At 72.5% G+C, this 20,749-nt stretch carries 23 protein-coding genes and 3 tRNA genes; 6 read left to right on the plus strand and 20 right to left on the minus strand.

Going from position 1 to position 20,749, the window contains the following annotated elements:
* Window positions 1-18: 18 nt before the first annotated feature.
* Window positions 19-2,316, minus strand: coding sequence for an ATP-dependent DNA helicase RecG (gene recG / locus STBA_RS08230; protein WP_171987672.1), 2,298 nt, complete (start codon window positions 2,314-2,316; stop codon window positions 19-21).
* Between the two features lie 52 nt (window positions 2,317-2,368).
* On the minus strand, window positions 2,369-3,991 hold the full coding sequence (locus STBA_RS08235) for a DAK2 domain-containing protein (protein ID WP_077058616.1): 1,623 nt from the start codon (window positions 3,989-3,991) through the stop codon (window positions 2,369-2,371).
* A 225-nt stretch (window positions 3,992-4,216) separates the two neighbouring features.
* On the opposite strand from STBA_RS08235, the gene rpmB reads away from it, so the two are divergent.
* Window positions 4,217-4,402: a 50S ribosomal protein L28 gene (gene rpmB, locus STBA_RS08245; RefSeq protein WP_028435377.1), complete on the plus strand. Its 186-nt coding sequence runs from the start codon at window positions 4,217-4,219 to the stop codon at window positions 4,400-4,402.
* Between the two features lie 30 nt (window positions 4,403-4,432).
* On the opposite strand, the gene thiD is transcribed toward rpmB, so the two are convergent.
* Together thiD and STBA_RS08255 are read right to left on the minus strand one after the other, a co-directional pair.
* Complete coding sequence (gene thiD / locus STBA_RS08250; protein ID WP_077058618.1) at window positions 4,433-5,248, minus strand: bifunctional hydroxymethylpyrimidine kinase/phosphomethylpyrimidine kinase; 816 nt, start codon at window positions 5,246-5,248, stop codon at window positions 4,433-4,435.
* Between the two features lie 58 nt (window positions 5,249-5,306).
* The gene (locus STBA_RS08255) at window positions 5,307-6,269 is read right to left on the minus strand and encodes a thiamine-phosphate kinase (RefSeq protein WP_077058619.1); all 963 of its coding nucleotides are present in this window, start codon (window positions 6,267-6,269) and stop codon (window positions 5,307-5,309) included.
* A gap of 135 nt (window positions 6,270-6,404) precedes the next feature.
* Between STBA_RS08255 and STBA_RS08260 the strand changes: the two genes are divergently transcribed.
* On the plus strand, window positions 6,405-6,638 hold the full coding sequence (locus STBA_RS08260; protein ID WP_077058620.1) for an Lrp/AsnC ligand binding domain-containing protein: 234 nt from the start codon (window positions 6,405-6,407) through the stop codon (window positions 6,636-6,638).
* A gap of 19 nt (window positions 6,639-6,657) precedes the next feature.
* Complete coding sequence (locus STBA_RS08265; protein WP_077058621.1) at window positions 6,658-7,161, plus strand: DUF3515 domain-containing protein; 504 nt, start codon at window positions 6,658-6,660, stop codon at window positions 7,159-7,161.
* A 43-nt stretch (window positions 7,162-7,204) separates the two neighbouring features.
* Here STBA_RS08265 and STBA_RS08270 read toward each other — a convergent pair whose 3' ends face one another.
* The 3 genes from STBA_RS08270 to STBA_RS08280 are packed head-to-tail and all read right to left on the minus strand — an operon-like array spanning window position 7,205 to window position 10,142.
* Complete coding sequence (locus STBA_RS08270; protein ID WP_077058622.1) at window positions 7,205-8,347, minus strand: D-alanine--D-alanine ligase family protein; 1,143 nt, start codon at window positions 8,345-8,347, stop codon at window positions 7,205-7,207.
* Between the two features lie 35 nt (window positions 8,348-8,382).
* Complete coding sequence (locus tag STBA_RS08275) at window positions 8,383-9,333, minus strand: NAD(P)H-dependent glycerol-3-phosphate dehydrogenase (RefSeq protein ID WP_253195215.1); 951 nt, start codon at window positions 9,331-9,333, stop codon at window positions 8,383-8,385.
* Between the two features lie 47 nt (window positions 9,334-9,380).
* A complete protein-coding gene (locus STBA_RS08280) occupies window positions 9,381-10,142 on the minus strand; it encodes a lysophospholipid acyltransferase family protein (protein ID WP_077058624.1) in 762 nt (253 codons plus the stop codon).
* A gap of 226 nt (window positions 10,143-10,368) precedes the next feature.
* Between STBA_RS08280 and cofC the strand changes: the two genes are divergently transcribed.
* Complete coding sequence (gene cofC / locus STBA_RS08285) at window positions 10,369-11,025, plus strand: 2-phospho-L-lactate guanylyltransferase (RefSeq protein WP_077058625.1); 657 nt, start codon at window positions 10,369-10,371, stop codon at window positions 11,023-11,025.
* Here cofC and STBA_RS08290 read toward each other — a convergent pair.
* From STBA_RS08290 to leuC, 5 genes are all read right to left on the minus strand, one after another.
* On the minus strand, window positions 10,997-11,200 hold the full coding sequence (locus tag STBA_RS08290) for a hypothetical protein (protein ID WP_077058626.1): 204 nt from the start codon (window positions 11,198-11,200) through the stop codon (window positions 10,997-10,999). The two genes, cofC and STBA_RS08290, sit on opposite strands and share 29 nt — an antisense overlap.
* An 86-nt stretch (window positions 11,201-11,286) precedes the next feature.
* Window positions 11,287-11,877 carry an HU family DNA-binding protein gene (locus STBA_RS08295; protein ID WP_077058627.1) on the minus strand — a complete coding sequence of 197 codons (591 nt, stop codon included), beginning with the start codon at window positions 11,875-11,877 and terminating at the stop codon, window positions 11,287-11,289.
* Window positions 11,878-12,002: 125 nt separating this feature from the next.
* Window positions 12,003-12,257, minus strand: coding sequence for a hypothetical protein (locus tag STBA_RS08300; RefSeq protein WP_077058628.1), 255 nt, complete (start codon window positions 12,255-12,257; stop codon window positions 12,003-12,005).
* Window positions 12,258-12,381: 124 nt separating this feature from the next.
* Window positions 12,382-12,978 carry a 3-isopropylmalate dehydratase small subunit gene (gene leuD / locus STBA_RS08305; RefSeq protein WP_077058629.1) on the minus strand — a complete coding sequence of 199 codons (597 nt, stop codon included), beginning with the start codon at window positions 12,976-12,978 and terminating at the stop codon, window positions 12,382-12,384.
* Window positions 12,979-12,981: 3 nt separating this feature from the next.
* Window positions 12,982-14,406, minus strand: coding sequence for a 3-isopropylmalate dehydratase large subunit (gene leuC, locus STBA_RS08310; protein WP_077058630.1), 1,425 nt, complete (start codon window positions 14,404-14,406; stop codon window positions 12,982-12,984).
* Between the two features lie 163 nt (window positions 14,407-14,569).
* On the opposite strand from leuC, the gene STBA_RS08315 reads away from it, so the two are divergent.
* Window positions 14,570-15,298, plus strand: coding sequence for an IclR family transcriptional regulator (locus STBA_RS08315; RefSeq protein WP_077058631.1), 729 nt, complete (start codon window positions 14,570-14,572; stop codon window positions 15,296-15,298).
* A gap of 43 nt (window positions 15,299-15,341) precedes the next feature.
* Here the strand turns inward: STBA_RS08315 and STBA_RS08320 are convergent, their stop codons facing one another.
* A complete protein-coding gene (locus STBA_RS08320; protein WP_171987673.1) occupies window positions 15,342-15,824 on the minus strand; it encodes a DUF4188 domain-containing protein in 483 nt (160 codons plus the stop codon).
* Window positions 15,825-15,969: 145 nt separating this feature from the next.
* Here STBA_RS08320 and STBA_RS08325 point away from each other — a divergent pair, with 145 nt between their 5' ends.
* Window positions 15,970-16,644, plus strand: coding sequence for a MerR family transcriptional regulator (locus STBA_RS08325; protein ID WP_077058632.1), 675 nt, complete (start codon window positions 15,970-15,972; stop codon window positions 16,642-16,644).
* Window positions 16,645-16,662: 18 nt separating this feature from the next.
* Here STBA_RS08325 and STBA_RS08330 read toward each other — a convergent pair.
* The 7 genes from STBA_RS08330 to STBA_RS08360 all read right to left on the minus strand — a co-directional run bounded on the left by STBA_RS08330 (window position 16,663) and on the right by STBA_RS08360 (window position 20,613).
* Window positions 16,663-16,735, minus strand: a tRNA-Glu gene (locus tag STBA_RS08330).
* Window positions 16,736-16,762: 27 nt separating this feature from the next.
* Window positions 16,763-16,835: transfer RNA gene (locus STBA_RS08335), tRNA-Glu, on the minus strand.
* 19 nt (window positions 16,836-16,854) lie between these two features.
* Window positions 16,855-16,926: transfer RNA gene (locus STBA_RS08340), tRNA-Gln, on the minus strand.
* Between the two features lie 142 nt (window positions 16,927-17,068).
* On the minus strand, window positions 17,069-18,553 hold the full coding sequence (gene gltX / locus STBA_RS08345) for a glutamate--tRNA ligase (protein ID WP_077058633.1): 1,485 nt from the start codon (window positions 18,551-18,553) through the stop codon (window positions 17,069-17,071).
* Window positions 18,537-19,319 carry a fumarylacetoacetate hydrolase family protein gene (locus STBA_RS08350; protein WP_077058634.1) on the minus strand — a complete coding sequence of 261 codons (783 nt, stop codon included), beginning with the start codon at window positions 19,317-19,319 and terminating at the stop codon, window positions 18,537-18,539. Before STBA_RS08350 ends, gltX begins: the two co-directional genes overlap by 17 nt.
* A 75-nt stretch (window positions 19,320-19,394) precedes the next feature.
* On the minus strand, window positions 19,395-19,988 hold the full coding sequence (locus STBA_RS08355; protein ID WP_077058635.1) for an ATP/GTP-binding protein: 594 nt from the start codon (window positions 19,986-19,988) through the stop codon (window positions 19,395-19,397).
* Window positions 19,969-20,613, minus strand: a complete 645-nt coding sequence (locus STBA_RS08360; protein ID WP_077058636.1) for a DUF742 domain-containing protein — start codon at window positions 20,611-20,613, stop codon at window positions 19,969-19,971. Before STBA_RS08360 ends, STBA_RS08355 begins: the two co-directional genes overlap by 20 nt.
* Window positions 20,614-20,749 lie beyond the last annotated feature (136 nt).

A 20,749-nucleotide genomic window follows, 5' to 3' on the forward strand; every position in this document is an offset into this window, starting at 1 on the left:
CGGGTCGTCCGGGACTCGTCAGCCCTTGTCGAGGAACTCCTCGCGCTCCGCGTCGAGGAGGGCGTCGAGGGCGGTGCGCAGATCGGGCGAGCCCGCCAGATCCGGGTCCCCGGCGACCAGCGCGGTGGCCTCTGCCCTGGCCTCGGCGATCAGCTCCTCGTCGTCGATGACGGCCAGCATCCGCAGGCTGCTGCGGCCCCCGGACTGCGCCTGCCCCAGAACGTCGCCCTCGCGGCGCTGCTCCAGGTCGATCCGGGACAGCTCGAAGCCGTCCGTCGTCCCGGCCACGGCGTCGAGACGGGCGCGGGCCGTCCCGCCCTCGGCCGCGTCGGTCACCAGCAGGCACAGGCCAGGCGCGGAGCCGCGGCCGACCCGGCCGCGCAGCTGGTGGAGCTGGGAGACGCCGAACCGGTCCGCGTCCATGATCACCATGGCGGTGGCGTTCGGCACGTTGACCCCGACCTCGATCACGGTCGTCGCGACCAGCACGTCCACCTCGCCCGCGGCGAAGCGGCGCATCACGTCGTCCTTGGCGTCCGGCGCCATACGGCCGTGCAGCACCTCGGTGCGGACCTCCCGCAGCGGGCCCTCGGCCAGCCGGGCCGCCACGTCGAGCACGGCGAGCGGCGGGCGCTGCGCCCCGCCCTCGTCGGCCGCCCCGCCGTCGGGCCCGTCCCCGTCCCCGTCGTCGCCCGCGCCCCCGTCCACGTCCACGTCCGCGTCCACATCGTCCGCCGCTTCCGGAGGCGCCGCCCCGGGGGCCGGCGGCCCGCCCTCGTCGCCGATCCGCGGGCAGACGACGTACGCCTGGTGGCCGTCCGCGACCTCCTCGCGCACCCGCTGCCAGGCGCGGGTGAGGAAGTGCGGCTTGTCCCGCACCGGGACGACGTGGCTGGCGATGGGCGAGCGGCCCTGCGGCAGCTCGTCGAGCACCGAGGTCTCCAGGTCGCCGAAGACCGTCATGGCGACCGTGCGCGGAATCGGCGTCGCGGTCATCACCAGCAGGTGCGGCGGCCGTTCGCCCTTGGCGCGCAGCGCGTCGCGCTGCTCCACGCCGAACCGGTGCTGCTCGTCGACCACCACCAGGCCGAGGTCGTGGAACTGCACGACGTCCTCGATCAGCGCGTGCGTGCCGATCACGACTCCGGCCTCGCCGGTCGCGGCCTCCAGCAGCGCCGCGCGCCTGGCCCGCGCGCCCATCGAGCCGGTGAGCAGCGTGACCTTGGTACCGCGCTCGGCGCCGCCCAGCATGCCGCCCTCGGCGAGGTCGCCCATCATCTCGGTGATCGAACGGTGGTGCTGCTGTGCCAGGACCTCGGTGGGCGCGAGCAGAGCGGACTGCCCGCCGGTGTCGGCCACGGCGAGCATGGCGCGCAGCGCCACCAGCGTCTTGCCGCTGCCGACCTCGCCCTGGAGCAGCCGGTGCATCGGGTGGTCGGCCGCCAGGTCCGCGAAGATCTCGTCGGTGACCCGCCGCTGGCCGGCGGTGAGCGTGAACGGCAGCCGCGCGTCGAACGCGTGCAGCAGCCCGTCCGCGGCCGGCCGCCTCGGCACCGCGGGCAGCTGGGCGGCGGCGCCGCGCCGCCGGGCGAGCGCGACCTGCAGCACGAAGCCCTCGTCCCACTTCAGCCGCGCCCTGGCGTCCTCGATGTCCCGTCTGGTGCGCGGCCTGTGCACCTTCTCGAACGCCTCGGGCAGCGGCAGCAGACCGCGCCGGGCGCGCAGCGGCTCGGGCAGCGGGTCGACCAGGCCCTCCCAGCCGACCGCGGCCAGCGAGTCGAGCACGACGCCGACCGACTTGGCGATCCGCCAGGACTCCAGCTGCTTGCAGGCCGGGTACAGGGGCAGCGGGCGGCCTGCGAAGTCCGCCACGGCGGCGGAGCCGCTGTCCTCGTCGAGCAGCTCGTAGGCGGGGTGCGACAGCTGGAGCTTGCGGTTGAACAGGGAGACCTTGCCCGCGAACATCCCGCGCCGGCCGGGCAGCAGCACCTTCTCGTGGTGGTGGACGGCGCGCCTGCCGAAAAAGACGAGCTGAAGCCGGCCGCTGCCGTCGGTGAGCGTCACCTCAAGGCGCACGCCCCGGCCGCGGTTGAACGTGTGGGAACGGGTGTCGGCGACCTCCGCGACGACGGTGACGTGCTCGTCGAGCGGCAGCTCGGACAGGCGGGTCAGCTCGCCGCGCTCGGCGTACCTGCGCGGGTAGTGGTGCAGGAGGTCGCCGACCGTGTGCAGGCCGAGGTGGGCGGCCATCACCTTGGCGGTGGTGCCGCCGACGGCCTTGGCGAGGGGCTCCTTCAGCGCGGTCACGCTGCCCATTGCACACCATGGCACCGACAGCCGCGCGGACGGGCGCGGCGGTGCGGCCGGATCACTCGACGCCGATCAGCAGCGGCGCGTCCTGCCGTCCCTCGTACACGAGGGTGTCGACCCCGTAGTGCCCGCCGCGGACCTGCGCCTGAAGACGGGCGGCGAGGCCGGGCGGCGCCGCGGCGCCGAGGACCAGGGTGACCAGTTCGCCGCCCGCGGACAGCATCCGTTCCAGCACGTCCCCCGCGACGTCCGCGAGGTCGCCGCCGATCACGGCCACGTCGCCGTCGATCAGGCCGAGGGCGTCGCCGGCCTGGCAGATGCCGGCCGTGGTCCAGGACTGCCGTTCTGCGACGGCGAGTTCACCGAAGCGGGTCGCGCCGGCGGCGGCGGTCATGGCGACGACGTCCTCGTCGAACCTGCGCTCGGCGGCGTGCACGGCCAGCGCCGCAATGCCCTGGACCGGGGAACGGGTCGGCACGACGGCCACCCGCACGCCTTCGGCGCGCGCCTGTTCCGCGGCGGCGGCCGCGGCGTGCCACAGGCCGTCGTCGTTGGGCAGCAGGACGACCTCGCGGGCGCGGGTGCCGAGGATGGCCGCGGCCAGTTCGCCGCCGCCCGGCGCCTCGTCGGCGTGCGCGGTCACGGCGGTCGCGCCCGCCTCCTCGCACAGGCCGGCGAGCCCTTCGCCCGGCAGCACGGACACGACGGCGCGGGCCGCGTTCGGCGGCCTGCGCGGCGGGCCCGCGGGCAGGCCGGTGATCCGCAGGCGGTGCGGGCGCCCGGCCTCGATGCCGGCCTCGACGGCCGCGCCCGGCTCCGCGGTGTGTACGTGGACGTGCCACAGGCCGTCGCCGCCGACCACCACGAGGGAGTCGCCGAGCGCGTCGAGGCGGGTCCGCAGCGCGGGCACCGCGGCATCCTCCGCGTCGAGCAGGTAGATCACCTCGTAGAGCTGGTCGCCGGGCGCCCCGTCCGCCGCCGCGCAATCGGGCTCCGGCACGCCGGTCCGCGCGCCGTGCGCTCCGGGCGGTCGGCCGAGGCGGTCGCGTATGGATGCGTCGGGGGCGCGGCCGGACAGCGCCGCGTCCAGGGCGTCGAGGACGGCGACGAGGCCGCTGCCCCCGGCGTCGACGACACCCGCCTCCGCCAGAACGGCGAGCTGCGCGGGGGTTTCGTCGAGCGCGCGGCGTGCGCCGGCGCACGCCTGGGCCATCACCTCGGCCGTGGTGCCGTCGGCCCGTTCCGCGGCGTCGGCGGCCGCCACGGCGACGGTGAGCATCGTGCCCTCGACGGGGTGGGCCACCGCCTCGTACGCCGACCCCGCGGCCCGGCGCAGCGCGCGGCGCAGGGTGCCGGGGCCGGCCGGTTCCGCCTCGGCCGCGATCACCTCCGCCATGCCGCGGAGCAGTTGGGCGAGGATGGTGCCCGAATTGCCCCTGGCACCGATGAGGGCGCCGTGCGCCATGGCACGGACGGCCTGGGCCAGGGTCGGCGCCGCGGTGTCGGCGGCGGCGACGGCCTGGGCCGCGGACTCCACGGTGAGGTAGAGGTTGGTACCGGTGTCGCCGTCGGGCACGGGGTAGACGTTGATCGCGTCGATGTCCTCGCGGGCCCGGCCCACGGCGTCCAGCGCGTTGCGGCACCAGCGCCGTACCGCTGCGGCGTCGAGCGGCTGCGGCACGGGAGGACCTCCGATATGCGGGCGGTGGGCGGCGGGTGCAGCTTAAGGCTTCGACCGGTGGGGGACGCGATTTCGCCCACCGGGAAGGCCCGGGGTATGCTGCCCCGGTTGCCCGGTGTTGTCGTGACGTACCGGGTGCCTCCCACGAGGCCCAGCGACCTCGTGGGTCCCACGTACGTTTCCGTCGCCCCGTTCCTGCGGGGTGACCTGTCTTTGGAGTGACCCGTGGCTGCCAACTGCGATGTCTGCGGCAAGGGGCCGGGCTTCGGCAACAGTATCTCCCACTCGCACCGCCGTACCCCCCGCCGTTGGAACCCCAACATCCAGCGGGTGCGTGCCGTGGTCAACGGGACGCCGAAGCGCCTGAACGCCTGCACCTCGTGCATCAAGGCGGGCAAGGTCTCGCGCTAGGCCCTCGGCCGCTTCCAGCCGGTCCACCGGTCACGGTGGGCCGGCTTCTTGCGTGCCCCGGGCCATGCGGTGACCGTGATCGACGGGCCCGATGCCCGCGCCGAGCGGGAAGCCCGCGGCGATGGCGCCGGTGACATAGTCCTTGGCCGCCCCGACCGCCTCCGGCACGGAGTCGCCGTGCGCGAGCCTGGCCGCGATCGCCGAGGCGAGCGTGCAGCCGGTGCCGTGCGTGTGGCGGTTGTCCTGCCGTGAAGCGCGCAGCCAGTGCTCAGCCGTGCCGTCGGTGAGCAGGTCCACGGCGTCGCCCGCCAGGTGGCCGCCCTTGATCAGAGCCCACCGCGGGCCCAGGGCGAGCACCGCGGCGGCCGCGCGGCGCAGGTCCGCCTCCTCCGTCACGCGCACGCCGGTCAGCTGCGCGACCTCCGCCAGATTGGGCGTGGCGACGGTGGCAGCCGGAAGGAGCTTGGTGCGCACGGCGTCCAGTGCGTCGGTGGCGAGCAGGGTGTCGCCGTGCTTGGAGACGCCGACCGGGTCGACGACCACCGGTGCGCCCGTGGCGGCCAGCAGACCCGCGACGGTCTCCACCAGCTCCGCCGAGGCGAGCATGCCGGTCTTCACGGCCTGGACGCCGATGTCGTCGACGACGCTTCGGTACTGCGCGGTCACGGCCGCCGCGGGCAGCTGCCAGGCGCCCTGAACGCCCAGCGAATTCTGGGCGGTGACGGCCGTGATGACGCTCATCCCGTGCGTGCCGAGCGCGAGCATCGTCTTCAGGTCGGCCTGGATGCCCGCGCCACCGCCGGAGTCGGAGCCCGCGACCGTGAGCACGCGTGGAGGAGCCTGCATGGGTACGACAGTACCCACCCCGGTCGGCCGCGCTGCCGGGCGGGGAGCGGCGGTGCGCTCAGGAGCCGAAGTGGTCCCAGCCGCCGGCCTTGTCCCAGGCGGCGCCGTCGACGGTGACCGGCGGGGCCGTTCTGCCGCGGGCGGGCAGCACCTCGCCGATCGTCCGCCAGCGGGCGGGGAGTTTGGTCTCGGGCGGGAACACGGCGACCAGCGCGTGGTCCTCGCCGCCGGTGAGTACCCAGTGCAGGGGATCGACGCCGACGGCCTGCCCGATGTCGGACATCTGGGCGGGGACGTCGAGGGAGGCGGAGGAGAGGTCGATGCGGACCTTGCTGCCCTGGGCGATGTGCCCGAGGTCGGCGACGAGGCCGTCGCTCACGTCGGTCATCGCGGTCGCGCCGAGCCCCGCCGCGGCCGGGCCCGCCTCGTACGGCGGTTCCGGCCTGCGGTGCGCCTCGACGAACGCGCGGGGCGAGCGGAACCCGCGGGAGAGCACCGCGTGCCCTGCGGCGGACCAGCCGAGCCAGCCGGTGACGGCCACGACGTCGCCCGGCCTGGCCCCCGTCCTGGTGACGGGTTCGCGGCCGGCGAGGTCGCCCAGGGCCGTGATCGCGATGGTGACGGCGTCGCCGCGGACCACGTCACCGCCCGCGACGCCCGAGCCGGCGACGCGGCACTCGTCGCTGATGCCGTCCATCAGCTCCAGGGGCCAGGTGGCGGGGAGTTCGGCCGGGACGACGAGCCCGACCAGGACGGCGGTGGGCACGGCGCCCATGGCTGCGACGTCGGCCAGATTCTGCGCGGCCGCCTTGCGGCCGACGTCGTAGGCCGTGGACCAGTCGCGGCGGAAGTGCCGCCCCTCCACCAGGAGGTCGGTGCTCGCGACGACCCGCCGGTCCGGGGCGGCGACCACCGCCGCGTCGTCGCCCGGGCCGAGCCGCACCGCGGGGGCACCGCTGATCCGGGACGTCAGCTCCCGGATCAGCCCGAACTCCCCCAGCTCCCCCACACTGCCCTTCACTCAGCTCTCCTCATGCTCGTCTCGCCGCCCGTCCGCCGGTCCGCCGTGGCCTCAAGGCGACCCTGGCGTCTCCCGGTGCTGGTCATGACGCGCTACGGTAGCGCCCCCACTCCTCGAAGCCGCTGTGGAGGACCCGTGGTACAGGCGTACATCCTGATCCAGACCGAGGTGGGCAAGGCGTCCACCGTGGCCGATGTCATCTCCAAGCTTCCCGGGGTACTTCAGGCCGAGGACGTCACGGGCCCCTACGACGTCATCGTGCGCGCGGAGGCGAGCACCGTTGACGAACTGGGCCGTCTCGTGGTCGCGGAGGTGCAGCGCGTGGCCGGAATCACACGCACTCTGACCTGCCCGGTCGTTCATCTGTGACACCCCGTATGCTCGCCGGGTGAGTTCAACCGTACGCCGTGTTCCGCCGGTCGTCTGCGCCGTGCTGATCGCCACCGCGTGCACCTCCGCCGACCAGGGGCCGCGGATCGAGCCGCCCACCCCGGTCGGCGAGGCCGCGGACGCGTGCCGCGCGCTCACCGCGGATCTGCCGGAGCGGGTGGACGGTGCGGAGCGCGGCGAGCCGGACCGGGAGAGCCCGTTCACGGCCGTGTGGGGCGATCCGGCGATCGTGCTGCGCTGCGGCGTCGACGAGCCGCAGGTGCTGACGCCCGGCAGCGAGACGTACGACCCGGTGGGCGCCGAGTTCGTGGGCGTGAACGAGGTGTCCTGGCTGCTTGAGGAGGAGTCGGGCGGCGCGCGGTTCACCACGGTCGAACGCGAGGTGTTCGTCGAGATGACCGTTCCCGACTCCTACGCGCCCGAGGTCAACCCGCTGCTGGACGTGGCCACGGCGATCGACGGGCACATACCGCTCGAAGCGCTGTACGCCGACCCGGAGTAGCGCGCGGTGCGCCGCCCCGGGCCGGCCGCGGGCCGAGGCGGCCTCAGCGCAGGCCCGTGGGGCGGCGCAGCGCCGCCTGGATGAGCCGGTCGACCAGCTCGGGGTAGTCGACGCCGGTGGCCTGCCACATCCGCGGGAACATCGAGATCGGGGTGAAGCCCGGCATGGTGTTGATCTCGTTGATGACAAACTCGCCGTTTTCCTGGAGGAAGAAGTCCGCACGGACCAGGCCCTCGCAGGACACGGCGTCGAACGCGGCCACCGCCAGCTCCCTGACCCGCGCGGTCTGCTCCTCGGTGAGCGGCGCGGGAACGATGCCCTCGGCCGAGTCGATGTACTTGGCCTCGAAGTCGTAGAAGTCGTGGCTGGAGACCGCCGGGATCTCGGCGGGCACGCTGGCGCGCGGACCGTCCTCGAACTCAAGCACACCGCACTCGATCTCCCTGCCCGTCAGCAGGGATTCCACGATGACCTTCGGGTCGTGGCGCCTGGCCTCCTCGACGGCCGCGTCCAGCCCGTCGAGCCCCGTGACGCGGGAGATGCCCATGGAGGAGCCGGCGCGGGCCGGCTTCACGAACAGCGGCCAGCCGTGCTCGGCTGCGAAGTCCACGATCTTCGCGCGGGCGGCGGCCGGATCACGTTCCCAAGCGCGGGGCCTGATGACCGTGTACGGGCCGACGGGCAGGCCGTAGGAGTCGAAGACCCGCTTCATGTACTCCTTGTCCATGCCGACGGCGGAGGCGAGCACGCCGGCGCCGACGTACGGCACACCGGACAGCTCCAGCAGGCCCTGCAGGGTGCCGTCCTCGCCGTAGGGGCCGTGCAGCAGCGGCAGGACGACGTCGACCTCACCGAGGTCCTTGGGCACCGAACCGGCCTCGGCGTACACGACCTCGCTGCTGCCCGCGTTCACCGGCAGCAGCACTCCGCCGGTGCCCGGCTCGGCGATGTGCTCGACGCTGGGCAGCCTGCGGTCCGCGATCGCCATGCGGTCGGGATCGTCGGCGGTGAGGGCCCAACGGCCGTCCGTGGTGATGCCGATGGGCAGCACGTCGTAACGGGTGCGGTCGATGGCCCGCAGCACGGCACCTGCGGTGACGACGGAGATGGCGTGCTCGGAGCTGCGCCCGCCGAACACGACGGCGACGCGGGGCTTGGGGTACTGAGGAGTGGACTCGCTGCTCATAACCCCCTGAGGCTACTCCGAGGCGGCGGCCGGAGTCAGCGATGCTCGGCCTTGGCGGTTCGCGCCATCAGCTCCTTCACGGCGGTCTGCGGCGAAGTGCCCTCGTGGACGATGCCCACCACCGTTTCCGTCAGCGGCATGTCGACCCGGTGGCGGCGCGCCAGGTCCAGTACGGAACGGCAGGACTTGACGCCTTCCGCGGTCTGCCTGGTGACGGCGATGGTCTCCTGGAGAGTCATGCCGCGGCCGAGGTTGGTGCCGAAGGTGTGGTTGCGGGAGAGCGGCGAGGAGCAGGTGGCGACGAGGTCGCCCATGCCGGCGAGGCCGGCGAACGTCAGCGCGTCGGCGCCCATCGCGAGGCCGAGGCGGGTGGTCTCGGCCAGCCCGCGGGTCATCAGGGACGCCTTGGTGTTGTCCCCGAGGCCCATGCCGTCGGCGATGCCGACCGCGAGGGCGATGACATTCTTGACGGCGCCGCCGAGTTCGCAGCCGACGACATCGGTGTTGGTGTAGGGGCGGAAGTACGCGGTATGGCAGGCCGCCTGGAGCCGCCGGGCGACGGACTCGTCGCGGCACGCGACCACGGAGGCCGCGGGCTGGCGTTCGGCGATCTCGCGGGCGAGGTTGGGACCCGACAGGACCGCGACGCGGCCGGGGGCGACACCGGCGACCTCTTCGATGACTTCGCTCATGCGCTTGGCGGTGCCCAGCTCGATCCCCTTCATCAAGGAGACGAGCACGGTGTCGGCGGGCAGCAGTCCTGCCCAGCGGGCAAGGTTGCCGCGCAGAGTCTGGGACGGCACGGCGAGCACGGCGAAGTCCGCGCCCCTGGCGGCCTGTGCCGGATCGGTGGTGGCCCGCACGCCCGAGGGGAGACGGACCCGCGGCAGATAGTCCGGGTTCTCCCGGGTGGCGTTGATGGCCTCGACGGGCCCGGGGCGGCGGCCCCAGAGCGTCACGTCGCAGCCGGCGTCCGCGAGGACCATGGCGAATGCGGTCCCCCAGGAGCCGGTTCCGTAGACGGCGGCACGTGTCACTCCGCTTTCTCCTCCTCGGATGCGCTGGGATCGCCGCGCAGCTCGGGCGTGGTGCTGCGGTGCACGAAGCGCTCGCCGGGTACGGGCTCGTTCCGCACGTCGGCGAGCAGCGCGGTGATGGCATCCATGATCGCGTCCGTGACGTCGCGCAGCACCTCGGTGGTCGGCTCCATGCCGTAGAACTTGCCGAGGTCAACCGGCGGCCCCGCGACCACGACGAGTGTCTTGCGCGGGAAGAGGCGCAGGCGCCTGCTCCCGGCGTAGGGGGGCATCACCTCGTGGGCGCCCCACTGGGCGACCGGGATCACGGGCGCGCGGGTCAGCAGGGCGACGCGGGCGGCGCCCGTTTTGCCCTCCATGGGCCACAGCCCGGGGTCGCGGGTGAGCGTGCCTTCGGGGTAGAACGCGACGCACTCGCCGCGGTGCACCGCCTCCACGGCGGCCCGGAAGGCGTCGGCGGCGTCGGAGGAGTTGCGGTAGACGGGGATCTGGCCGGTGCCGCGCATGAACCTGCCGACCACGCCCGTGTGGAACAGGGCCACCTTGGCGAGGAATCTGGGGACGCGGCCGGTGTTGTACTGGAAGTGTGCGTAGGAGAGCGGGTCGAGATACGAGTTGTGATTCACCGCGGTGATGAATCCGCCCTCGGCGGGAATATGCTCCATTCCCCGCCAGTCCCGGTTGAACAGCGCCAGCAGCGGCGGTTTAACGAGAAAAGCGGCCAATCGGTACCAGAAGCCGATTCTGCGGCGAGACACTCGGACACCATCTCCTCTTGCACTGCTGCGGCGCGGTCCGCTGCGGACAGCCGCACAAGTGTCGCCCCGGGGTGTGGGGCTGTCCAGCGGACGGCCTGCCCGCCCGGACGATCCCTTTGCACCCTAATGCGCAGCCTTCCGGCACGACCCGCAGGGCACCGGAAGGCATGGGCCGCGGGCCCGGGGCGGCCGCCGCGTCCGGGGCTCACGGGAGGAGAATGGCGGGATGCGTGACACCAGGTGGTCGCTGATCGTTCCCCTCAAGCCGCTGCGGCTGGCCAAGAGCAGGCTTGCGGCAGTTGCGGGGGACACCCTGCGCCCTTCGCTCGCGCTGGCCTTCGCCGAGGACACGGTCGGTGCCGCGCTGGCGTGCGCGGCGGTGCGGGACGTGACCGTCGTGACGGACGACCCGCTCGCCGCGCGGCGGCTTGCTCCCGCGGGGGCGCGGATCGTGCCCGACGTGCCGGGGCGCGGCCTGAACGCGGCGCTGGCGCACGGCGCGGAGGCCGTCAGGGCGGCGGCGCCCTCCGCGGCGGTGGCCGCGCTGAATGCCGATCTGCCCGCGCTGCGTGCGGCGGAGCTGGCGCGGGTGCTGGCCGCCGCGGGCGGACATCGGCGAAGCTTCCTCGCGGACGCGGCGGGCGTGGGGACGACGCTGCTCGCCGTGGCGCCGGGGGCGGCGCTTCAGCCGGAGTTCGGCGGGGCCTCGCGGGCCGCACACCGGGCGTCGGGCGCGGTGGAGCTGATGCTCAAGGGCGTGGACAGCGTGCGGCAGGACGTGGACACGGGGGCGGATCTGCGGGCCGCGCTCGTGCTCGGGGTCGGGCGGCACACCGCGGCGGGTGCGCGCCGCCTCACAGCGTTTGCAGTGTCACCAAGGTGATGTGGCGGGACTCACCCTCGCCCGCCACCTCGATCCGCACGCGCTGTCCCGGCCGCAGCAGGAGCAGGCCGCCGGCGTCGAAGGCATCGGCGGCGAAGTCGACGGGCGTGCCGTCGTCCAGCAGGACGCTGCCGGAGCGGGTCGCGGGGTCGAAGGTGTACGCGGTGGCCTGCATGCGGCGAGCCTAGCGGGCGTACCGCGGGCCGGGAACGGCCGCGGGCCGGGCTCCCGGTGAGGAGTCCGGCCCGCTGGGCCCCCTGGTCACTTCCGACGCGAGGTGGCCTTCTTGGCGGTGGTCGTACGGGACGATGCCCGCTTGGCCGGCGCCTTCTTGGCCGTGGTCTTCTTCGCCGGCGCCTTCTTGGCGGTCGACTTCTTGGCGGTGCTCTTCTTCGCCGGCGACGCCTTCTTCGCCGTCGCCTTCTTTGCCGCGGAGGTCTTCTTCGCGGTGGTCTTCTTCGCCGCCGACGCCTTCTTGGCGGTGGCCTTCTTCGTCGTCGCCTTCTTGGTGGTCGTGCCACCGGAAAGGCTTCCCTTGGGGGCCTTCTTCACCGCGACGTCGTTCTTCGGCAGCTTCTTGGTCCCGGCGACCAGGTCCTTGAACCCCTGACCGGCGCGGAAGCGGGGCACCGAGGTCTTCTTGACCCGGACCCGCTCGCCGGTCTGAGGGTTCCGCGCGTACCGGGCGGGCCGGTCGACCTTCTCGAACGAGCCGAAGCCCGTCACGGAGACCCGCTCACCGGCGACCACCGCGCGGATGATCGCGTCGAGCACGATATCGACCGCGTCGGCCGCCTGCTGGCGGCCACCGAGCTTGTCGGCAATCGCTTCTACGAGTTGCGCCTTGTTCACGTCTTCCCCTTCGCAGGCCTTGCTGGAACGAATGTGTTCAAGCTTTTTCGCACGTTAGGCAGATATATTCCGCAAATCAAACGCGAAACGGGCGAATCACCCTTGTGTCGCAACGAACTCGACCATCACGGACTTCCGTCACGCTCGCCGGCCGGCCGGCCCGCCGGAAGCCGCCCCGCGTCAACGTCCTCCATCAGCCGGTCCAGACGGCGCGCGGCTCCAGGCAGGTCATGCTTGGTGGCCGCGGTGATGATCAGCAGCTTCCGGGTGAGGGCCTGCCGTACATCCTCAGGCACTTGCAGGGCCCGCACCGTGCGGTGCGCGTCCCTCAGTCGAGCGGCGACGCGGTCGTAGAGTTCGAGTTGACCGTCGCGTTCCATGCGGCCGATTGTGCCACCTTGGGCCTGTTATCGCCCCCTAAGCCCTCAACGCCCGTGTCGTGACGGGCTGTCAGCGAAGATGCCCCCGCCGGCGGGGCCGGCGGGGGCATCTGGTGACGGTCACTCAGACTGCTTGTGTCGTAAGGGGTTTGTAGCCGGGGCGGCGGGATTCGTAGGCCGCGATCGCGTCCTCGTTCTGCAGCGTGATGCTGATGTCGTCGAGCCCTTCGAGCAGGCGCCAGCGCGCATTCTCGTCAAGGTCGAATCCGGCGTCGACGCCCTCGGCGCGCACCTTGCGGTCGACCAGGTCCACGGTGACCTCGGCGGTCGGGTCGGTCTCGGCCAGCCGCCACAGCTCCTCGACGGTCTCCTGCGGCAGCATGACAGTCAGCAGGCCGTTCTTCAGCGAGTTGCCGCGGAAGATGTCGGCGAAGCGGGCGGAGACGACCGCCTTGAAGCCGTAGTTCTGCAGGGCCCACACGGCGTGCTCACGGGAGGAGCCGGTGCCGAAGTCGGGTCCGGCGATCAGCACCGAGGCGCCCCGGTGCTCCGGCCGGTTGAGCACGAACTCCGGGTCCTTGCGCCACGCCTCGAAGAGGCCGTCCTCGAAGCCGTCCCTGGTGACCTTCTTCAGCCAGTGGGCGGGAATGATCTGGTCGGTGTCGACATTGGAGCGGCGCAGGGGAACGGCCCGCCCGGTGTGGGTGGTGAACGCTTCCATGACTCAGACCTCCACGGGGGTCGGGACGTCGGCCAGGTCGGCCGGGGACGCGAGGTGGCCGGCGACCGCGGTGGCGGCGGCGACCTGCGGCGAGACGAGGTGTGTGCGCCCGCCCTTGCCCTGCCGGCCCTCGAAGTTGCGGTTGGAGGTGGAGGCGCAGCGCTCCCCGGGCGAGAGCTGGTCTGGGTTCATCCCCAGACACATCGAGCAGCCCGCGTGCCGCCATTCGGCGCCGGCCGCGGTGAACACCTTGTCGAGCCCTTCCTCGACGGCTTGGAGAGCGACCCGGACGGAGCCGGGGACCACCAGCATCCGCAGCCCGTCGGCCACCCGGCGGCCGTCCAGGACGGCGGCGGCCGAGCGCAGATCCTCGATGCGGCCATTGGTGCAGGACCCGACGAAGACGGTGTCCACGGCGATGTCCCGCAGCCTCTGCCCGGGCTCAAGGCCCATGTACTCCAGCGCCTTCTCCGCGGCCAGCCGCTCACTCGGGTCCCCGAAGGCGGCCGGGTCGGGCACGGCCCCGGACAGCGGCAGGCCCTGGCCGGGGTTGGTGCCCCAGGTGACGAACGGGGCCAGCTCGCGGGCGTCGATGACCACCTCGTGGTCGAAGACGGCGTCGTCGTCGGTGCGCAGCGTCCGCCAGTAGTCCAGCGCGGCATCCCAGTCGGCGCCCCTGGGCGCGTGGTCCCGCCCCTTCAGGTAGGCGAAGGTCGTCTCGTCCGGGGCGATCATCCCGGCCCTGGCCCCCGCCTCGATCGACATGTTGCACATGGTCATCCGGGCTTCCATCGACAGCTTCTCGATGGCCTCGCCGCGGTATTCGATGACGTAGCCCTGGCCGCCGCCGGTACCGATCCTGGCGATCACGGCCAGGATCAGGTCCTTGGCGGTGACGCCCTCGGGCAGCTCGCCGAGCACCGTGACCGCCATGGTGCGGAACGGGGCCATGGGCAGCGTCTGGGTGGCCAGCACGTGCTCCACCTGGCTCGTGCCGATCCCGAACGCCAGCGCGCCGAAAGCGCCGTGCGTGGAGGTGTGGCTGTCCCCGCACACCACCGTGGTGCCCGGCTGGGTCAGCCCGAGCTGCGGGCCGACCACGTGCACGACGCCCTGCTCGACGTCGCCCAGCGGATGCAGGCGTACGTCGAACTCCGCGCAGTTTTTCCGCAGGGTCTCCAACTGCGTGCGGGACACCGGGTCGGCGATGGGCTTGTCGATGTCGAGGGTCGGGGTGTTGTGGTCCTCGGTGGCGATGGTGAGGTCCGTGCGCCGCACCCGCCGCCCGCTCTTGCGCAGCCCGTCGAACGCCTGCGGGCTGGTCACCTCGTGCAGCAGGTGGAGATCGATGTAGAGGAGATCGGGCTCTCCCGCCACGCGGCGGACGACATGGTCGTCCCAGACTTTCTCCGCCAGTGTCCGTCCCATCGCTTTTCCTTCCGGGCTTGCAGCTGGTCTGATGGCCGCCGTCCGTTCCCCTCGCACCGGACGGTGTGCGGCCCGGCCGTGACACGGGCCGCGGGCACCAGCCTGACGCGTCCCCACGAAAATTGAGCTTGCGTTTCACACTGTGAGACGCGAATATCGTTGCATGGACAACTCTAGCGGCGACTCCAGCGGCGTGGGCGTACTCGACAAGGCGGCCCTGGTACTGGGAGCCCTGGAGTCCGGACCAGCCACGCTGGCCGGGCTGGTCGGGGCCACCGGGCTGGCCAGACCCACCGCGCACCGCATGGCCGTGGCTCTCGAGTATCACCGGCTGCTGGCCCGGGACATGCAGGGCCGCTTCGTGCTCGGCCCGCGCCTGGCCGAGCTGGCCGCCGCGGCCGGCGAGGACCGGCTGCTCGCCGCGGCCGGGCCCGTGCTGACGCAACTGCGCGACGTGACCGGGGAGAGCGCCCAGCTGTACCGGCGGCAGGGCGACATGCGGATCTGCGTGGCCGCGGCCGAGCGGCTCTCCGGGCTGCGGGACACCGTGCCCGTGGGCTCCACCCTGCCGATGAAGGCCGGCTCCGCCGCCCAGATCCTGCTGGCCTGGGAGGAGCCGGAGCGGCTGCACCACGGCCTCCAGGGAGCCCGCTTCACCGCCACCGCGCTCTCCGGTGTGCGGCGCCGCGGCTGGGCGCAGTCGATCGGCGAACGGGAGCCGGGCGTCGCCTCCGTCTCCGCCCCGGTGCGCGGCCCGTCCAACCGCGTGGTCGCCGCCGTCTCCGTGTCCGGGCCGATCGAGCGGCTGACCCGCCACCCGGGCCGCATGCACGCCCAGGCGCTGCTGGACGCGGCGGGCCGCCTCACCGACGCACTGAAGCGCAACGGCTGACCCGGCCCGCCTTCCGGCACCCGCCTCGGACGCCGAAGGCGCCTCAGCGGGCCAGCCGCTCGGCCGCCCGGTTGCCCCGGCGCCCCACCGGTATGACGCCGGTGGCCGCCCCCAGGCCGAACGACGGCATGTTCACATAGACCGACTCGTAGGACCCCGCCGGGACCAGATAGGTCTCGTGCCAGAAACCGACCTTGCCGCGCCCGGCCCGCAGCCTGCGGTTGAAAGCGCTCCAGGCCGGCTGATGCGCCTTGTCCGGCGCGGACGCGTACGCCAGCAGCTTCTCGTGGGACGACCAGTACTGCACGATGGTGACGTCCCGCAGGCCCCCGCGCAGCATACGGAAGCCGAGCAGTCCGCTCTCCTCGTCCCGGGACAGCTCCCTGAGCATGGGCGGCATCGCCATGAAGACCGGCCACCAGCTCCGCAGCGCCCGGAAATTGTTGATCCGCATGCCGATCAGGAAGACCGTGACGTCCCCTTCGGCAGCCGCCGTCATGCGCCCTTCGGCGATCTTGCCCGTCATCCCGCACCTCACTCCGCTCTCGCTCGACCCTTGCCCGGACCCTCGCCGGCGGTCGCCGACCGCCGCCGACCGTCGTTGGATAGCTTCACTATCCATGATTGGATAGTGCCACTCTCCCACCCAAAGCGCAAGGGGCATTCGGAACGTGCGACTGGCCGAGCTGAGCGAACGCAGCGGTGTCTCGACCGCGACGATCAAGTACTACCTGCGGGAAGGGCTGCTGCCGCCCGGCCGGCGGGTCACCGCGACCCAGGCCGAGTACGACGAGGAGCACCTGCGCAGGCTGCGCCTGGTCAGGGCGCTCGTCCAGGTCGGCCGGGTGCCGGTGGCCACCGCGCGGGAGGTGCTCACCGCGGTGGAGGACGAAACGGCCGGCCAGGTCGACCGGCTGGGCGCGGCCGTCGGCTCCCTCCCCCACGGCCCCGCCCCGGCCCCCGCGGACCCGGCGACCGCCACCGCGGAGCACACGGCCGCGGAGGTGCTGCGCCTGCTGGGCTGGGGCCACCACCCGGAGAATCCCGCGCATGGCATGCTCGTCTCCGCCCTCGCCGCGCTCGGCCGCCTCGACTACCCCTGCGGCACCGCGCATGTGCTGCCCTACGGCCGGGCGGCCGCGGCCATCGCCGAGCACGAGCTCGCGGTGATCGAGGAGCTCGACGCCCCGACCACCCAGCTGGAGGCGGCCGTTGCCCTCACGGTGCTGTACGAGCCGGTGCTGCTCGCCCTGCGACGGCTGGCCCAGGCTCGGGAAGCGGGCCGCCGCTTCGGCAGCGGACCGGAAACGAACGACGACCCCCCGCACGAGGCGGAGGGCCGCTGAGGATCACGAGTGACCGAGTACCCCCGACCGGATTCGAACCGGCGCTACTGCCTTGAGAGGGCAGCGTGCTAGGCCGCTACACAACGGGGGCTTGCTCAGGCCCGGAGTCCCGGACCAGTACCCCCGACCGGATTCGAACCGGCGCTACTGCCTTGAGAGGGCAGCGTGCTAGGCCGCTACACAACGGGGGCTAGATCTTCTGAAAGACCGCTGGGGTACCAGGACTCGAACCTAGACTAACTGAACCAGAATCAGTCGTGCTGCCAATTACACCATACCCCACCAAAACGCAACCCCACGCGGGGGTATTGCTCGGGTGGCCGCTCGGTGACCCGGACTTGCGTCCTGCCCTCGCGACGCGCCAAACAATACCCGATCGAGAACGGTGCCCCAAAACGAGATCCGCCCCCGGCCGCGCGGCGCCTCAGCCGGAGAGGCGGGCCAGGGCATCGTCGATGCGCGCCAGGGTGCGCTCGCGGCCCAGCGTTTCCAGCGATTCGAAGAGCGGCAGCCCCACCGTGCGGCCCGTCACCGCGACCCGGACCGGGGCCTGGGCCTTGCCGAGTTTCAGCCCGTGCTCCTCCCCCGCCGCGGTCACGGCGGCCTTGAGCGCCTCCGCTGCCCACTCTCCGGCCGCCGCCAGACGCGCCCGCGCCGTCGCGAGCACGGCCTCGGCGCCCGGCTTCATCGCCTTGTTCCACGACTGCTCGTCGCGGACCGGCTCACCGAGGAACAGGAAGTCGACATTGTCGGTGATGTCCGACAGCACCGTGACGCGGGTCTGGGCAAGCGGCGCGAGCGCCGCGAACGCCGCCGGGTCGAAGTTCTCAGGCTTCCAGGGGGCGTGCGGGGCGCGCAGCCACGGCTCGCAGGCCGCCGTGAACTCCTCGACGGTCAGGTGCTCGCGGATATGCGTGGCGTTGATCGCCTCGGCCTTCTTCAGGTCGAAGCGCGCCGGGTTGGCGTTCACCGCATCGATGTCGAACGCGGCGACCATCTCCTGGAGGGTGAAGACGTCCCGGTCCTCGGCGAGCGACCAGCCGAGCAGCGCCAGGTAGTTGAGCAGACCGCCGGGCAGGAAGCCGCGGTCCCGGTAGAGGTTGAGCGAGGACTGCGGGTCGCGTTTGGAGAGCTTCTTGTTGCCCTCGCCCATGACGTACGGCAGATGCCCGAACGCGGGCACGCCGCCCGGCCCGACGCCGATGTCCGCCAGCGCCCGGTACAGCGCGATCTGCCGCGGAGTGGAGGACAGCAGGTCCTCGCCGCGCAGCACGTGCGTCACGCCCATCAGCGCGTCGTCCACCGGGTTCACGAGGGTGTACAGCGGCGCCCCGTTGGCGCGGACAATGCCGTAGTCCGGCACGTTCTCCGGGGTGAACGTCAGCGTGCCGCGGACCAGATCGGTGAACGTGATCGGCTCGTCGGGCATCCGGAAGCGGACGATCGGGCTGCGGCCCTCCGCCACGTGGGCGGCGACCTGTTCGGCCGTGAGGGACCGGCAGGCCCCGTCGTAGCCCGAGGGGCGGCCGGCCTTCCGCGCGGCCTCCCGGCGGGCCTCGAGCTCCTCCGCGGAGCAGTAGCAGCGGTAGGCGTGGCCGGCGGCGAGCAGCCGTTCGGCGACGTCCGCGTACACGTCCATCCGGAGGGACTGCCGGTACGGCCCGTGCGGGCCGCCGACCTCCGGGCCCTCGTCCCAGTCGAGGCCGAGCCAGCGCAGGGAGTCGAGCAGCGCCTCGTAGGACTCCTCGGAGTCCCGCGACGCGTCGGTGTCCTCGATGCGCAGCACCAGCGTGCCGCCGTGGTGCCGCGCGAACGCCCAGTTGAACAGGGCGGTGCGGACCAGGCCGACGTGCGGATTGCCGGTCGGGGAGGGGCAGAAACGGACGCGAACTTCAGTCACGCTTGACAACCTTGTTGGTGAGAGTGCCGATGCCTTCGATGGTGACGGCGACCTCGTCGCCGACGTGGAGCGGGCCGACGCCCGCCGGGGTGCCGGTGAGGATGACGTCCTGCGGCAGCAGGGTCATCGACTCGGTGACGTGCACGATCAGATCCTCGACGGTGCGCACCATCTCGCTGGTGCGGCCGAGCTGCCGCTGCTCGCCGTTCACGGTGCACATGATCGCGAGGTCGGCCGGGTCGAGGTCCGTCTCGATCCACGGACCGAGCGGGCAGGAGTGGTCGAAGCCCTTGGCACGCGCCCACTGGCCCTCCCGCCGCTGCACGTCGCGGGCGGTGAGGTCGTTGGCACAGGTGTAGCCGAGGATCACGTCCCTGGCGCGCTCGCGCGGCACGTCACGGCACAGCCTGCCGATGACGACGGCCAGCTCCGCCTCGTGGTGGACGTCGGAGGAGATCCTGGGGTAGGCGACCGGGTCGCCGTGGCCGACGACCGACGTGGAGGGTTTGAAGAAGGTCACCGGCACGTCCGGAACGGCGTTGCCCAGCTCGGCCGCATGCTCCCGGTAGTTGCGGGCGACGGCCACGACCTTGCTGGGCAGCACGGGCGGCAGCAGCCTGACCTTGCTCAGGGGCACCCGTCGGCCCGACCGCTCGAACGCGGCGAACGGATGGCCCTTGATGATGTCGAGGACCGGCTCCCCGCCTTGGTCCCGGTCGGCCTCCACCACGCCGAACCCGACCGTTCCGTCAATGGAGAATCTGGCGATGCGCACGGCGCCAAGACTAACCACCGCGTCCGGCGGCCGGCCCCCCGGACGGCGGGTCCGGGAGGCCGCGGCGGCGCGGGGTCAGCGCAGGCGTGCCATCAGCGCGTGTTCGACGAGGGTGATCAGTCCGCTCTTGGCTTCCGTGCGGTGGCGGGCGTCCGTGGTGATGATCGGCGCGTCGGGGCCGATCTGGAGTGCCTCGCGCACCTCTTCGGGCGAGTACGGCTGATGGCCGTCGAAGCCGTTCAGCGCGATCACGAACGGCAGTCCGCTGTTCTCGAAGTAGTCGACCGCCGGGAAACAGTCCGCCAGCCGCCGCGTGTCCACCAGCACGATCGCCCCGATCGCGCCACGGACGAGGTCGTCCCACATGAACCAGAAACGGTCCTGCCCCGGGGTGCCGAACAAGTACAGAATCAGATCCTGATCCAGCGTGATACGGCCGAAGTCCATCGCCACCGTCGTGGTGGTCTTGCCCGCCGTGTGCGTCAGATCGTCGATCCCCGCCGACGCCGACGTCATCACCGCCTCCGTCCGCAGCGGGTTGATCTCCGACACCGACCCCACGAACGTGGTCTTCCCCACGCCGAACCCCCCCGCAATCACGATCTTCGCGGAGGTCGTGGAGCGGGACGGCGCGGTGAGACCGGCGTCGTTAGAGCTTGCGAAGTCCACTGAGCACCCTTTCGAGCAACGTCACATCTGGCTGGCCGCCGGGCTCCGTGTCGTGGCCCGGCTGATGAATGGCGACGAGCCCGGCCTCGGCGAGATCGGCCACCAGAATCCGCGCCACCCCCAGCGGGATGGCAAGCAGTGCGGACACTTCGGCGACGGACTTGACCTCGTAGCACAGCTGGCAGATCCGCTGGTGCTCGGGCAGCTGGCCGTGCAGCTGCGCCGGCTCCGCGGTCGTGCTCACCAGCGCCTCGATCGCCAGCTGGTAGCGCGGCCGGGTCCTGCCGCCGGTCATCGCATACGGGCGCACCAGCGGCTGCGGGGCTTCGCCTTCTCCCGGGCGCCGGGGGCGACCCGGCTGCCGCGCCTGCGGCGGCGGCTGCGGGCTCCACTCGTCGCGCTCGGGCAGGCCGGGTCCGTTGCCTCCTGAGGGCGGGCGGCCGGCGCCGGGGGGAGGTGTGCGCCGAGCCTCGGGCTCCGGGCCCGGCCGCGGCGGGGGCGCCGCCTGCGGCTCCGGTACGGGCCGCTGGTGTCCGCCGCTTGGCGCCGAAGGGAAGTTGAAGCGCCCGCTGCGTGGCTGCGGCGGGTACTCATTGCCGTAAGGTCCGCCTGGGGGCGTTGCCACAGTTCCTCCTCCGACTGCCTTTGCTATCCGCGGCGACCGCGTTCAGTGCCTCACCATGTCGGCACCTTATGGTGCGCGGCCCCAATCCGCACAAGTCGTCTGCTAGTTGAGCAGGGTCCCTTGGAGCTCCGCTCGC

The organism is Streptomyces sp. MP131-18 (assembly GCF_001984575.1).
In the GTDB taxonomy this organism is placed as follows: Bacteria; Actinomycetota; Actinomycetes; order Streptomycetales; family Streptomycetaceae; genus Streptomyces; species Streptomyces johnsoniae.

Bases quoted from the DNA above. Each gene is read 5' to 3' on its own strand.
- recG (WP_171987672.1), bottom strand. From the start codon at position 2,316: ATGGGCAGCGTGACCGCGCTGAAGGAGCCCCTCGCCAAGGCCGTCGGC.
- thiD (WP_077058618.1), bottom strand. From the start codon at position 5,248: ATGCAGGCTCCTCCACGCGTGCTCACGGTCGCGGGCTCCGACTCCGGC.
- STBA_RS08270 (WP_077058622.1), bottom strand. From the start codon at position 8,347: ATGAGCAGCGAGTCCACTCCTCAGTACCCCAAGCCCCGCGTCGCCGTC.
- STBA_RS08275 (WP_253195215.1), bottom strand. From the start codon at position 9,333: ATGGTCCTCGCGGACGCCGGCTGCGACGTGACGCTCTGGGGCCGCCGC.
- cofC (WP_077058625.1), top strand. From the start codon at position 10,369: ATGCGTGACACCAGGTGGTCGCTGATCGTTCCCCTCAAGCCGCTGCGG.
- STBA_RS08290 (WP_077058626.1), bottom strand. From the start codon at position 11,200: ATGCAGGCCACCGCGTACACCTTCGACCCCGCGACCCGCTCCGGCAGC.
- STBA_RS08300 (WP_077058628.1), bottom strand. From the start codon at position 12,257: ATGGAACGCGACGGTCAACTCGAACTCTACGACCGCGTCGCCGCTCGA.
- leuD (WP_077058629.1), bottom strand. From the start codon at position 12,978: ATGGAAGCGTTCACCACCCACACCGGGCGGGCCGTTCCCCTGCGCCGC.
- leuC (WP_077058630.1), bottom strand. From the start codon at position 14,406: ATGGGACGGACACTGGCGGAGAAAGTCTGGGACGACCATGTCGTCCGC.
- STBA_RS08315 (WP_077058631.1), top strand. From the start codon at position 14,570: ATGGACAACTCTAGCGGCGACTCCAGCGGCGTGGGCGTACTCGACAAG.
- STBA_RS08320 (WP_171987673.1), bottom strand. From the start codon at position 15,824: ATGACGGGCAAGATCGCCGAAGGGCGCATGACGGCGGCTGCCGAAGGG.